Here is a 13,644-nt window from a genome sequence, read left to right on the forward strand (position 1 = left end):
ATATGAAATCAAAAATATATCAAATAGCCTTTTTTCTTTCTTTGTTCATACTAGGTTCCTGTGAGAAAAACGAGCAGGTGGCTCAACAGCCTTTTGTGGTATCTTTTGAAAAACAATCAATCGATTTCTCGTTAATTCATGACGAAAGAGAAATGAAAATGATTTTCTCGGAACCGGCAAAAAATGATGGAAAAGTTTCGGTAAAAGTATCGCCTACGAATGCCAGTTACGGAGTGGATTTCAGTACTGTCCCGGCAGCTGGAAACGGTGTGATGGAACTACCTTTTACAAAAGGACAAAGCGAACTGAACTTTACATTCAAAAACTTAATTTACCCTTTTGATACGGATGATAAATCTATTTTGTTAGAAGTTATCGCGATCAACTATGTAGGGGAAACATCCATTCAGGGTTATACAACATCATTGGTTTCTTTCCAGAGATCATTAGGAGCGACACTTTTACCGGAAGTAGGCGGACCAAATGAAGGCGATCAGGTTTTTGTGGATTTAAGCAAAGACTTTATGTCGAAAGCGAGAAGAGACAGCTGGGATCTTGGATTTTATTCCGGGAACCAATTTAGAGTGACCATAAACGGATCGGTCTATATGGCAGTGAAAAAATTAGAGGAAACAAATATTGATGCGGTTACGGAAGCCAGTGTAAGTGCTTTTAAACCTTTGGTTGCTGTGGGAACTTTTGAGCAGTCCAATATGAATTATGTAGATGCGCCAAACGGAGATATTAACCAAACGGCAATTGCTGCAATCTCGGCTAATAATGCCGAAAACCATGTGTATTTGGTAAACATGGGATATGAAGTTGGAACAACTGCTCCGGCACCGGGAAGCGTTGCTATTGCAGGAAATCCAAGAGGCTGGAAAAAAATTAAAATTCTTAGAGACGGCGATAGCTATGTATTGCAATATGCCGATTTGAACAGTACAACACACCAACAGGTTACGATTGCTAAAAACCAGGATTATAACTTCACGTTTTTTAGCCTGAAAACTCAAAACATTGTAAATGTAGAGCCGCAAAAAGCATTATGGGATCTGAGCTTTACCGTATTTACAAATGAGATTGCCGGTTCCGGTTCTTATGGTTATTCTGATTTTGTTGTGAATAACCTTAAAGGTGGTGTAAAAGGTTACCGGGTGAATGTATCGGGCAGTGTTAACTATAACAATTTCGGTATGAACAATATCGTTGAGAGCAATTTCTCTGACGATCAGCGTGTAATCGGAGCGGAATGGAGAGATGTATTCAACGGAAGTGCTTTTACAGACCGATTCTATGTAATAAAAGATATTGACGGAAACTACTATAAAATCAGAATGCTGGAGTTCTTAAATGAAAGCGGAGTGAGAGGGTATCCGAAATTTGAATATAAACTTGTACAATAATCATAAATTTTTTTACCATGAAAAAAAGAATACTATTTTTAGCAGCAATACTGGTCAGTTCATTTGCAAGTGCTCAGGCTGTTCAACAGGGTACTGTGACAATGGGACCTGCTTATGCTAATCAGGCATTTTTTAAGTTCTCCAATCCTACAGCAAACAATGTTTACCCTCACAGTTCCTGGGATCTTGCTTTTTACAGAAAAAGCTCTTTCTCTTTTGCTACGAGAATAAATGATGCTAAAGGAATTGAGATCTACCAGGTTTCCAATAATATCAGTAACTGGGCTACAGTTGATGTAAGTACAGCAGCTCAGTCAAGCTGGACAAGACTTTACAACAGTGATACTGTATGGACAGAAGGAGCTTTAGAACAAGGTACAGCTACTTACGGATGGGGAGAATACAACCCGGCGAATCACCATGTAACAGGAAGTATCATTTTTGTTTTGAAATATCCTAACGGAACATACAAAAAGTTCAAAATGGATGATTTCTTTGCTGGATATACTTTTACATATTCTACATGGAACGGTACGGCTTGGGGTGCAGATCAGACTCAGGTGGTATCCAATACTTCAAACCCGAATAACATCTTTAACTATTTCTCTTTAGAGACAAATGCACCGGTTATTGCTGAGCCTGCAAGTGCAGATTGGGATTTGATCTTTACAAAATTCACAACAGATTATCCAATGGGTGGAAGTACTACAAAGTACCAGGTAACAGGTGCTTTACACCATCCGGATGTTAAAGTTGCAAAAAATAATGAGCCGGGAGGAGTAATGAATACTGCTAACCTGAATTTTGCTACAGCAATCAATACTATCGGGTACGACTGGAAAACATTCACAGGAAGTACTTATACTATTGACGGGAATAAAGCCTATTATGTGAAACTGGCTAACGGAAGTGTTTACAGAGTAGTATTTACAAGCTTTGTAGGTTCCAGTACAGGTGTTATTACATTCAACTACCAGGATGTTACCGCTTCTTTAGGAACAGAATCATTTGAAGATAAAATAGCTTTCGGAATTTATCCAAATCCGTCATTAGACAAAAAAATCAACTTGATTTACGATTTAAAAGAAAATATGGATACCAAGAATAAAGTGAGTATTTACTCGATGACTGGAGCAAAAGTTTTTGAAACAGCAATCGATAATACACAAGGCTTCTACAATAAAGAGATTAATTTATCTTCTTTAGGAAGCGGTATTTATATATTGAATCTTGAGGCGGGAAATAATGTTATTACTAAAAAAGTAATACTTAAATAGTTTCCCTATTGAGTAGTTAGTTTAAATGTTTGTTTTTGTTTTTAGAAAGAGATTTCAATTATTTGAAATCTCTTTCTTTCGTTTATGAAGCAACCGTTTTCAGGATGTTCACAATGGAACTGCTAATGTATTGTATTCCGATAGCGATAACAATAAAACCAATTATCCTTGAAATGGCAACAATTCCGGATGCTCCCAGGATCCGGGATAAATAATGGGCACTTCTCAGAATAATAAAGATAGACAGCGCAACAGCTAAGATCGCAGAGCAGACAATAGCTTTCTCATATACTTCCTGAAAGTCCTGGTAAAAGGCAATTAATAAAGAAATAGAGCCCGGTCCGGCAAGCATGGGTATTGCCAGTGGCGTTAAAGCGATATCGCTTCTTTTTTGGGCATCGTTAGCCACTTTTTTATTAACTCCTCTGGTTTTACTGAATTTTCCCGATAACAGGGCAAATCCGGAGTTTACAATGATCAGTCCTCCTGCTATTCGTAAGGCATCGATACTGATGCCGAAAAATTTCAATACATATTCTCCGATAAAGAACGAGATAATTAAGATTATAAAAACATTTACGGCAGTCCATAAAGACGTTCTGGAACGTTCGGCTTTTGTGTCGTTATGAGTTAGTCCCACAAAGATAGGAACGGCACCCAAAGGATTCAATACAGAAAATACAGCTGCAAAAATGTAAATAAATAATTCCATAGTTTTTGTTGCAAAATAAAAGGTTAATATCTCAAACTACTTTAGGTGAGTGTTATCTCAAAGTTATGATAAATCAATGTTATATTGTATTGGTAATGTAAGAAAATCAGCGATAATTATGTAATTTTAGGGTAATAAATCGCAGCAGCATGAAAACATTGGTAATAGGGGCTTCCTCAAATCCGGAGCGTTATGCTTATATGGCAGTAAATAGTTTGCTGAAACACCAGCATGAAGTAGTGGCAATCGGGCAAAGAAAAGATGTGGTTGCCGGTGTGGCAATCGAAACGGAAAAAGTTCCGTTCGAAGCGGTACATACCGTGACCTTATACCTCAATCCGCAACGGCAGAAAGAATATTATGAGTATATCATCAGTCTGCATCCGAAGCGTGTTATCTTCAATCCGGGAACAGAAAACCCGGAATTTTACAGTTTGCTGAAAGCGAATAATATCGAAACGGAAGTAGCCTGTACTTTGGTACTGCTGGCTACAAATCAGTTTTAAGCAGTTTTACCGGCAGCCGGTTTGCTGATGCACAACAATAAGATAAAAGTGATCAGTCCGTTTATAATGATCAATTCGTTGTCGAAAACATAATCTCCGAAAAACAATTTGGAATTCTGGCTTAATAAAAAGGTTAAGGCCGGTGAAAGGATACAGACAAAAGGAACTAATTTGTCGTGTACGGTCTTGTTTTTCATAAACAGCCCGAAGCTGTATAGTCCTAATAACGGACCGTAAGTATAGGAAGCTATCCTGAAAATCATACTCACTACCGAAGCATCATTGATCTGATTGAAAATGATAATCACAAGGAACATCAGCAGGGAAAAAGAGATATGCACCAAATGACGGGTTCTGACAATATTCGGCTTATTGGCATTTTCGGCCTTGTCCATTCCCAGGAAATCCACACAGAAAGAAGTTGTTAAGGCGGTCAATGCCGAATCGGTTGTGGCAAATGTAGCGGCAGTAAGTCCTAACAGGAAAACAATCGACGGGATAAGCGTTAAGTGATTGAACGCGATTTCCGGAAATAGTAAATCCGTTCTCGGTTTCCCGGTTATTGCATCCAGAGGAACGGAAATACCGTTTTTAGAAGCATAAATGTATAAAAGGGCACCCACACTAAGGAAAAACAAATTGATGATCACAAAGATCCCGGTGAAGGTAAACATGTTTTTTTGTGCTTCGCCAATATTTTTACAGCTCAGGTTCTTCTGCATTAAATCCTGATCCAGACCAACCATGGCAATGGTCACAAAGATCCCGCCTAAAATCTGTTTGATAAAATGGTATTTGCTGCCGATAAAGTCGTCAAAGAAAAAGATTTTGGAATAGTTGCTCTCCTTGATGGCTTCAAAAGCCTGAACAGCGTTGTAATCCAGACTGTCGCAAATAAAATAGATGGTAAAAAATACCGAGGATACCAGGAATAAGGTTTGTAAAGTATCGGTGATGATAATCGTTTTTAGTCCGCCTTTATAGGTGTACGCAAAAATTAAAGCTAACGAGATCAAAACGGTAAACGAAAACGGCACATTATAAAAATCGAATACAAAACGCTGTAATACTATCACGACCAGGTACAGCCGGAATGCCGATCCGATAGTCCGGCTCAACAGGAAAATCGAGGCAGCGGCCTTGTAACTGTAATGCCCCAGCCGGTTTTCAATATACCCGTAAATCGAAGTAAGATTCATTCGGTAATACAGCGGCAACAGTACTTTTGCAACGATAATAAACCCGATGGCATTTCCTAAAACAAACTGAAAGTATTTGAATTGCTCTCCGTTTGGCGAACCTACTTCACCCGGAACCGATATAAACGTAACTCCCGAAAGGGCCGTTCCAATCATACCAAAGGCTACCAGATACCATTTGGAGTTTTTATTTGCTTTAAAGAAAGCATCATTACTATGGTCTTTTTTGCTTACCAGATTGGAGATTAAAATCAACAAACCGAAATAAACAATAATAATGGAAAGTATGGTAAATGGTGTCATTCCTTAAATTTTAGAGTGAGCCAAAATACAAAAAAATGTTGTTGTGGAATCATCTTTTTCAAATTAGCAACGACTTAAAAAAATCAAATTAAAAGAGTATTTTTGTACCTATGGAATTCTCTTCGAAATTATTGGAAAAAGCGGTTAATGAAATGTCGCAATTACCGGGAATCGGTAAACGCACAGCCTTGCGTTTGGTACTGCATTTACTGAAACAGCCAAAGGAACAGACGGCATTACTCACAACGGCTTTATTGCAAATGCGGGAGCAGATTAATTTTTGTGCGCAATGTCATAATATATCCGATGAAGAAGTCTGTCACATTTGTGCTAATCCGTTGCGGGATCAGTCCGTTATTTGTGTTGTTGAAGACATAAGAGACGTAATGGCTCTGGAGAATACCGGTCTTTTTAAAGGATTGTACCATGTACTGGGCGGGAAAATTTCACCTATAGACGGTGTTGGACCCAGCCAGTTGAATATTACAACCCTGGTTGAAAAAGTAAAATCCGGAAACATAAAGGAAATCATTTTTGCATTAAGCTCAACGATGGAAGGCGATACAACCAATTTCTACATCTACAAGCAGCTTAAGGATTATAATATTGTTATTTCGGCAATTGCGCGGGGAATAGCAATTGGTGATGAATTGGAATATGCCGATGAGGTGACACTCGGAAGAAGTATTTTGCATCGTATTCCTTTTGAAAATGCTATTAAAAATGCATAGGAACTTTAAAAAATTAACTTTTTAAGGTAAACGTATATTATTACTGTAAAATTATCGTTTGAAAAACTATATTTGTTTCTTCAAAAATCATTGGAATGGGAAAAACATTTTGGGTGTTATTAGTAATCGGAATTCTTTCGGTTTCGTGTGTTTCTAATAAAGACTTATTGTATTTGCAGAATTACAGCAAGGATACACTTTCAGTAGCTGTTAATCCGGTTATATCCAAACCTTACCGCGTTCAGACAAATGATGTGCTGAGTGTAAAAATAAAAGCCCTGGATCAGAAATTAGTAGACATGTTCAGTCCTTCGGCTTTGGGATCTACCACGCAAACGACAGAAACGGACCAAAGTCTCTATTTTAATGGTTTTACGGTAAATGATCACGGGAATATCCGGATGCCGGTTCTGGGTGAGGTAAATGTTTTGGGATATACCCTGGACGAAATTCGCCAGAAAATTGAAAAACAGCTTTTAGAAGAATACTTTAAAAAAGAAGCTAATATTTTTGTTGATGTTAAACTGGCCGGTTTGCGCTATACCGTTAATGGAGAGATTACTGTGCCGGGAACCAAAACACTTTATCAGGATAAAGTGACCATCATGCAGGCCATTGCGAACTCCGGAGATATTACCATGACCGGTAACCGAAAAGAAGTTGTTGTGATACGCCAGTATCCGCACGGTACGGAAATGCATACGATCAATCTGACGGATGCCAAAGCGATGCAGTCGCCCTTTTATTATATTCAGCCAAATGACTATATCTATGTAAAGCCGCTCAAACAAAAATCATGGGGTACCGGAACAACGGGTGTCCAATCTGTGGCAACCATCATCACGGCGCTGTCATTGGTGACAACAACTTTATTGTTATTTAAAAATTTATAAAGCGTATGCTGGATCCCAAGGACTTCACGTTGTTTGAAAATCAGAATAATTTTGACTTTAAAGGTTTTCTTTTAAAAATAGCCAGCTATTGGAAATGGTTTATCGTGAGTTTAATCATTGCTTTCACGATAGCCTATCAGGTTAATATCCGTAAGGAGAAAATCTATGGTATGGAAGCTTCCATAGTGGTAAAAGATGAAAACAATCCTTTCTTTACGTCCAATACCAGTTTGGTTTTTAATTGGGGCGGAACTTCAGATAAGGTACAAACGGTTATCAATACGTTAAAATCAAGAACCCATAACGAGTATGTAGTTGATAAACTCCAGTATTACATTGATTACCTTAAACAAGGGGAATACACTTTTCAGGATGTTTATGGAGAAGTCCCTTTTTATATTGCGATTGATAAAAATAAAGGACAACTGGCAGGAATTCCGGTTCAGATTAAGTTTCTGAATGAAAAGGAATATGAGTTAATGATCCCTTTTGGGGAAACTTCGGTAACGACATTTAATTATGCGGCAAATACTACTCAAAATGTAGCCGTAGTTCCCGGTAATTTTGTGAAACGATACAAAGTTGGAGAAACGGTTCAGCTGCCATTTTTAAATTTTAAATTATTCATCACCGATAATCCCGGGATGTATACCGGTAACGATTATTATATCCGTTTTAATAGTTTTGATGCAACTGTAGGAGGTTATAAAGGACTAAATGTGGAAGTCGATACAAAAGCGGCGTCTATAATCCGGCTTTCTTTACAGGGAACGAACAAAAAAAGATTAGTAGATTATTTAAATGCTACCGTAGAAGTACTGAGAAAAAAACAGCTGGATAGTAAAAACCAGTTTGCTAAAAATACGATTGCCTTTATTGACAGTACTTTAATTGCCATGGAAGGACAGTTAAAGAACTCCGAAAAGGAACTGAAGGATTTCAGAAAAGATAAGAATGTCTTTCAGCTACAGGGGGGCGGTGAAAAACTGACGGAAAAACTGACGGACTTTGATATCGAAAAAGATGCCATCGCCAGAAAGATGAATTACTATAATTCCCTTAGTAATTATCTGGTGAGCAGTACCGATTATTCGAAATTGCCGGCTCCAACGGTTGCCGGGATTGAAGATCCCAACATTGTGATGAACGTGGCCAAGCTGATTCAGTTTTCGCGGGAGCGTTCGGAAATGGCATATTCTGTTAAAAGCCAGAAGATATTTGAAGAGTTCGATAATCAGATGGATGCTACCAAGAGAGTATTGCTGGAAAACATAAACTCGGCAAAGAATGCTATAAAGATTGACCTGGGAGTTATTAACAGAAGGATAGGAGAAGCGGAAAGCACCATCAAACAACTGCCGGAAGAACAGCAGGAATTGCTTAAAATTACCAGAAAGTACGATTTGAATGATAATATTTACAGTACTTTTCTTCAGAAAAGAAGTGAGGCAGATATTGTAAAAGCTTCCAATGTGTCCGACATCGAATTTATTGATGCGGCTAAGGATGTTGGCGGAGGCCTGCTTGGTCCTAAAACCAGTGTGAATTATATTCTGGCATTGCTGTTGGGAATATTGATTCCGCTTTTAATCGCATTTGCAATTACCCTGCTGGATACTTCTATTCACAATACGGAAGATATTGAAAAATTAACCTCCATTCCGATAATCGGAGTTGTCGGGAAGAAGAATACCGAAACCAATATGGCTGTTTTTGAAAGGCCAAAATCACCGCTGTCGGAATCTTTCCGTTCCATTCGTTCTTCGCTTCAGTTTTTATATAAAAAACAAAAGGTTGACGGTACCAAGACTTTAATGGTGACTTCTTCTGTTGGAGGCGAAGGAAAAACATTCTGCTCTATTAATATGGCGACTGTTTTTGCTTTAAGTGAAAAGAAAACGGTTATTGTCGGACTTGATTTAAGAAAACCAAGAATATTTGGAGATTTCAATATTGAAAATAATATAGGAGTGGTAAACTACCTGATCGGGCAAAAAACAATCGGGGAAATCGTTCAGCACACACATGTTCCTTATCTGGATGTGATTACTTCCGGGCCGATTCCGCCTAACCCGGCGGAGCTCATTATCAGCCAGGCGATGAAGGAAATGATCGAGGAGTTAAAAACGATATACGATTACATTATTCTGGATACTTCTCCGGTTGGATTGGTATCGGATGCTCTGGAACTGGCACAGTATTGTGATGCTACTATTTATGTGGTCAGACAGAATATCACTAAGAAAGGTATGCTGGCCATTGTAAATGAAAAACACCGAAGAGGCGAATTGAATAATATCAGTATCGTGCTGAACGGTTATGAAAGCAAGGCAAAATATGGTTACGGCTACGGTTATGGCTATGGTTACGGCTACGGAACGTATGCCAATGGTTATGTAGAAACAGAAAAAGAAAAAACACGCTGGGAAAAAATCAAAACACAAATTTTTAAGAAGAAGTAATGATAACTGAAAATACTGAGAAAGATAAATGGCTGTATGAGATTACTCCTAAAGCGAAATTACTATCGTTTGATTTTACCGGGATCTGGCAATATCGTGATTTGCTGATGATGTTTGTGAAAAGGGATGTGGTTACCTATTATAAGCAAACTATTTTAGGGCCGCTTTGGTTTTTAATCCAGCCTTTGGTTACTTCAATTATCCAGTTTATTGTCTTTTTTAAGATCGCAAAACTAGAATCGGACGGAATACCTTATTTTTTATTTGCCTTAGCAGGAAATACACTTTGGTTTTATTTTTCGGAATGTTTTAAAACCACTTCCGATACTTTTAAGACCAATCAGAATATTTTCGGGAAAGTATATTTTCCCAGAATAATCATGCCGCTTTCGACTACGATATCCAATTTGCTCAAATTCGGAATTCAGTTCCTGCTTTTTATTGCCGTTCTGGGCTATTATATTTTTAAAGGCTTTGCAATTGCTCCACAATGGACCATCCTGTTTACACCCTTGTTGTTAATTGTAATGGCACTGATGTCATTAGGACTGGGGATGATCATTTCGTCGCTTACCACGAAATACCGGGATCTTACTTTTGTGGTTTCCTTCGGTGTTTCGTTATATATGTATATCACACCGGTTATCTATCCCACTTCTCAGGTTATAAAAGAATTACCGGCAGGTTATGACTGGTTGGTATATGTTAATCCGCTCACGAGTATTTTTGAGTTTTTTAAATACTCTTTTCTGGGAAAAGGAACCTTTACTATTCTGGGATTGGCTTATTCCGCAGGAAGTACATTACTTCTTTTTCTAATCGGGTTAACCATATTCAACAGAACAGAAAAAAGCTTTATTGATACCATATAATTTGGAAAACCGATATCCGGAAAAATTAAACACATTCAACTATATTTGTACACTCTTATTGAAACCCGGATTTTTGAATCAGATAAAATGGATGGAAAGGAAAATAAGAGGATTACTATAAAAACATACTTGACAATTTTTTAAGATGAATATAAAAAAAATATGCTGTATTGGTGCAGGATATGTAGGGGGACCTACGATGGCAGTTATTGCTCAAAAATGTCCTCATATCCAGGTTACTGTTGTGGATTTAAATGAAAAGAGAATTGCAGCCTGGAATGATGAGAATGTTGATAATATTCCTATTTATGAACCGGGTTTAGGCGAAATCGTAGCTTCGGCAAGAGGACGTAATCTTTTTTTCTCAACAGAAGTTGATAAAGCAATTGATGAAGCCGATATGATTTTTATTTCGGTAAACACGCCTACAAAAACGTATGGAGTAGGGAAAGGAATGGCAGCCGATTTAAAATATATTGAATTGTGTGCCCGCCAAATTGCAAGAGTTGCGAAGAATGATAAAATTGTTGTTGAAAAATCTACCTTGCCGGTTCGTACAGCAAGTGCTATAAAAGAAATCTTAGACCACACCGGAAATGGCGTGCAATTCCAGATTTTATCCAATCCTGAATTTTTAGCAGAAGGTACAGCTGTTGTGGATTTATTATCTCCGGACAGAGTACTGATTGGTGGTGATACCACAGCAGAAGGGCAAAAAGCAATTCAGCAGCTGGTGGATATCTATGCTAACTGGGTTCCGGAAGAACGTATTTTGACGACTAATGTATGGTCTTCGGAATTGTCAAAACTAACCGCTAATGCTTTTCTGGCACAACGGGTTTCTTCTATTAATGCCCTGTCGGAATTATGTGAAAAAACCGGTGCAGACGTAAATGAAGTAGCAAGAGCAATTGGAATGGACAGCCGTATTGGGGCTAAGTTCTTAAAATCATCTGTTGGTTTTGGAGGTTCCTGCTTCCAGAAAGACATACTGAATCTGGTTTATATTGCTAAATCGTATGGATTAAATGAAGTAGCAGATTATTGGGAACAGGTTATCATCATGAATGATCATCAGAAACGCCGATTTGGTAAAAACATTATCCAGACCTTATACAACACCGTTTCCGGAAAAAAAATAGCTTTCCTGGGCTGGGCATTTAAAAAAGATACGAATGATACCCGTGAATCTGCAGCAATATATGTGGCTGATGATTTATTGAGCGAGCGCGCAGAAATTGCGGTTTACGATCCGAAGGTATCGGAAGACCAGATTTTCTCTGATCTGGATTATCTGGAAACAAGATCGGAAGCAATGAACAGAGCCGGATTAACGGTTGACAATGATCCTTATGCTGTTTGTAATGGTGCTCATGCTATTGCGATATTAACGGAATGGGATGAATTTAACACGTATGACTGGCAGCGCATTTATGATAATATGTTAAAGCCGGCATTTATTTTTGATGGAAGAAACCTTCTTGACAAGGAAAAATTAACCCGGATAGGATTTATATATCAGGGAATAGGTTCCTAAAAATACTATAACGCCTATTAAAAAAGCCTTTCTTTTAACTAAAAGAAAGGCTTTTTTGATGTTATGATATTGGTGTATTTTATTGATATATAGAAAAGTAGTATAAAAATTTTAAGAAATTGGTTTTGTTAAAAAATAACGAGTACTTTTGTTGCTCACAATTGCTGTTATGTTAGAATCATTAATTACTTCGAAAACCCGGTTAAGATTGCTTGTTAAGTTTTTTATTAACGCAGCAAATCAGGGACATTTACGCGGTTTGGCCGAAGAATTCAGTGAATCGACCAATGCGATACGAAAAGAACTGAATAACCTTTCTGAGGCCGGTTATCTGGAAAAGGAAGCGATCCGGAATACTATTTCTTACAGGGCCAACATCAAACACCCGCTGTTTTTATTACTGCAAAGCGTGGTGCGGAAGACCATTGGGCTGGATACCATTGTGGCTACAATTCTGGAACGGATGGGAGAAGTTCAAAAAGTTTATCTGGTAGGCGATTATGCCGAAGGAAGGGATTCCGGAACGATAGAAGTAGTTATTGTGGGGGAAGTGCTGAATGAGGAATATGTTGAGCAATTGGCATTTAAGATAGAAGGAGAAATAAAGCGAAAAGTGAAATTTATACTTTCCAAAGATTATAGGGAAGAAGGGTTGTTGCTGTTTGGAAACGAATCGTAAATTTTGTTTTCAGGGCAGGCAATTGTTTGGGTAAAATTGCGTTAAGTAGAACTGAATTAATAGGAATTAAACGAATAAAAATAATGGATAGAATACTAATTACTGGCGGGGCTGGATTTATAGGCTCAAATTTGGTAGAGTACTTTTTAGGTAAAAACTACCATGTTACCTGTCTGGATAATTTTGCAACAGGTCATCGCCATAATATTGCACCTTTTCTGGAAAATCCTGATTTTAATTTAATTGAAGGTGATATCAGGGATTTGGCTACCTGTCATAAAGCTGTAGAAAATGTGGATTTTGTACTGCATCAGGCAGCATTAGGCTCGGTGCCGCGTTCTATTAATGATCCTGTTACCAGTAATGCAGTAAATGTATCCGGATTTTTAAATATGTTGGTTGCTTCAAGAGATGCAGGTGTAAAGCGATTTGTTTATGCAGCGAGCTCTTCTACTTACGGAGATTCGGAAGCTTTGCCAAAAGAGGAAGATAAGATCGGGAAACCATTATCTCCTTATGCCATTACAAAATATGTAAACGAGCTTTATGCAGATATTTTCAGTAAGACGTATGGTTTGGAAACGATAGGATTACGCTATTTTAATGTGTTTGGAAGAAGACAGGATCCAAATGGTGCCTATGCAGCTGTGATTCCAAAATTTGTAATGCAGTTTATGCAGCATGAAAGCCCTGTTGTAAATGGTGACGGAGAATATTCCCGTGACTTTACCTATATCGATAATGTGATTCAGATGAATGAGCTGGCAATGACCACAAAATCACCCGAAGCGATTAATACGGTATACAATACGGCTTATGGTGACAGAACCACTTTAAAGCAGCTGATTCAGTATCTGAAAGAATTTTTATCGGAGTATGACCCGGAAATAGCCAATGTTGAGGTGGTATACGGACCGAACAGAGCAGGGGATATTCCGCATTCTCTGGCCAGTATTGAAAAAGCAAAAACAAAATTAGATTATAATCCGAAATTTTCAATCAGAGAAGGGCTTAAGGAAGCGGTTTCTTGGTATTGGAGTAATTTAAAATAATAAAATATCAGTTAT

The 13,644-nt window shown here is 38.0% G+C and carries 12 protein-coding genes; 10 read left to right on the forward strand and 2 right to left on the reverse strand.

The window, feature by feature from the left end; genetic code table 11:
- Positions 1-2 precede the first annotated feature (2 nt).
- Positions 3-1,406, forward strand: a complete 1,404-nt coding sequence (locus tag BGO42_RS10925) for an HmuY family protein (protein ID WP_273246394.1) — start codon at positions 3-5, stop codon at positions 1,404-1,406.
- Between the two features lie 17 nt (positions 1,407-1,423).
- Complete coding sequence (locus BGO42_RS10930) at positions 1,424-2,683, forward strand: T9SS type A sorting domain-containing protein (RefSeq protein WP_177732526.1); 1,260 nt, start codon at positions 1,424-1,426, stop codon at positions 2,681-2,683.
- An 82-nt stretch (positions 2,684-2,765) separates the two neighbouring features.
- Here the strand turns inward: BGO42_RS10930 and BGO42_RS10935 are convergent, their stop codons facing one another.
- The gene (locus BGO42_RS10935; protein WP_273246393.1) at positions 2,766-3,395 is read right to left on the reverse strand and encodes a MarC family NAAT transporter; all 630 of its coding nucleotides are present in this window, start codon (positions 3,393-3,395) and stop codon (positions 2,766-2,768) included.
- Between the two features lie 149 nt (positions 3,396-3,544).
- Here BGO42_RS10935 and BGO42_RS10940 point away from each other — a divergent pair, with 149 nt between their 5' ends.
- Positions 3,545-3,901: a CoA-binding protein gene (locus BGO42_RS10940; protein ID WP_273246392.1), complete on the forward strand. Its 357-nt coding sequence runs from the start codon at positions 3,545-3,547 to the stop codon at positions 3,899-3,901.
- Here BGO42_RS10940 and BGO42_RS10945 read toward each other — a convergent pair.
- Positions 3,898-5,403 carry a sodium:solute symporter gene (locus BGO42_RS10945; protein WP_273246391.1) on the reverse strand — a complete coding sequence of 502 codons (1,506 nt, stop codon included), beginning with the start codon at positions 5,401-5,403 and terminating at the stop codon, positions 3,898-3,900. The genes BGO42_RS10940 and BGO42_RS10945 overlap by 4 nt on opposite strands.
- Before the next feature lie 110 nt (positions 5,404-5,513).
- On the opposite strand from BGO42_RS10945, the gene recR reads away from it, so the two are divergent.
- From recR to BGO42_RS10980, 7 genes are all read left to right on the forward strand, one after another.
- Positions 5,514-6,134, forward strand: coding sequence for a recombination mediator RecR (recR, locus tag BGO42_RS10950; RefSeq protein WP_177732538.1), 621 nt, complete (start codon positions 5,514-5,516; stop codon positions 6,132-6,134).
- Between the two features lie 95 nt (positions 6,135-6,229).
- Complete coding sequence (locus BGO42_RS10955) at positions 6,230-7,027, forward strand: polysaccharide biosynthesis/export family protein (protein ID WP_273246390.1); 798 nt, start codon at positions 6,230-6,232, stop codon at positions 7,025-7,027.
- 5 nt (positions 7,028-7,032) lie between these two features.
- Positions 7,033-9,489: an exopolysaccharide transport family protein gene (locus tag BGO42_RS10960; RefSeq protein WP_273246389.1), complete on the forward strand. Its 2,457-nt coding sequence runs from the start codon at positions 7,033-7,035 to the stop codon at positions 9,487-9,489.
- The gene (locus BGO42_RS10965) at positions 9,489-10,361 is read left to right on the forward strand and encodes an ABC transporter permease (protein WP_177732547.1); all 873 of its coding nucleotides are present in this window, start codon (positions 9,489-9,491) and stop codon (positions 10,359-10,361) included. The genes BGO42_RS10960 and BGO42_RS10965 overlap by 1 nt, the downstream gene beginning before the upstream one ends.
- A gap of 145 nt (positions 10,362-10,506) precedes the next feature.
- A complete protein-coding gene (locus BGO42_RS10970) occupies positions 10,507-11,898 on the forward strand; it encodes a UDP-glucose 6-dehydrogenase (protein ID WP_177732550.1) in 1,392 nt (463 codons plus the stop codon).
- A 169-nt stretch (positions 11,899-12,067) separates the two neighbouring features.
- A complete protein-coding gene (locus tag BGO42_RS10975; protein WP_273246388.1) occupies positions 12,068-12,577 on the forward strand; it encodes an ArsR family transcriptional regulator in 510 nt (169 codons plus the stop codon).
- A gap of 83 nt (positions 12,578-12,660) precedes the next feature.
- Positions 12,661-13,629: an SDR family oxidoreductase gene (locus BGO42_RS10980; RefSeq protein ID WP_273246387.1), complete on the forward strand. Its 969-nt coding sequence runs from the start codon at positions 12,661-12,663 to the stop codon at positions 13,627-13,629.
- Positions 13,630-13,644 lie beyond the last annotated feature (15 nt).

This window comes from Flavobacterium sp. 40-81, from assembly GCF_001898245.1.
Taxonomy (GTDB): Bacteria; Bacteroidota; Bacteroidia; order Flavobacteriales; family Flavobacteriaceae; genus Flavobacterium; species Flavobacterium inviolabile.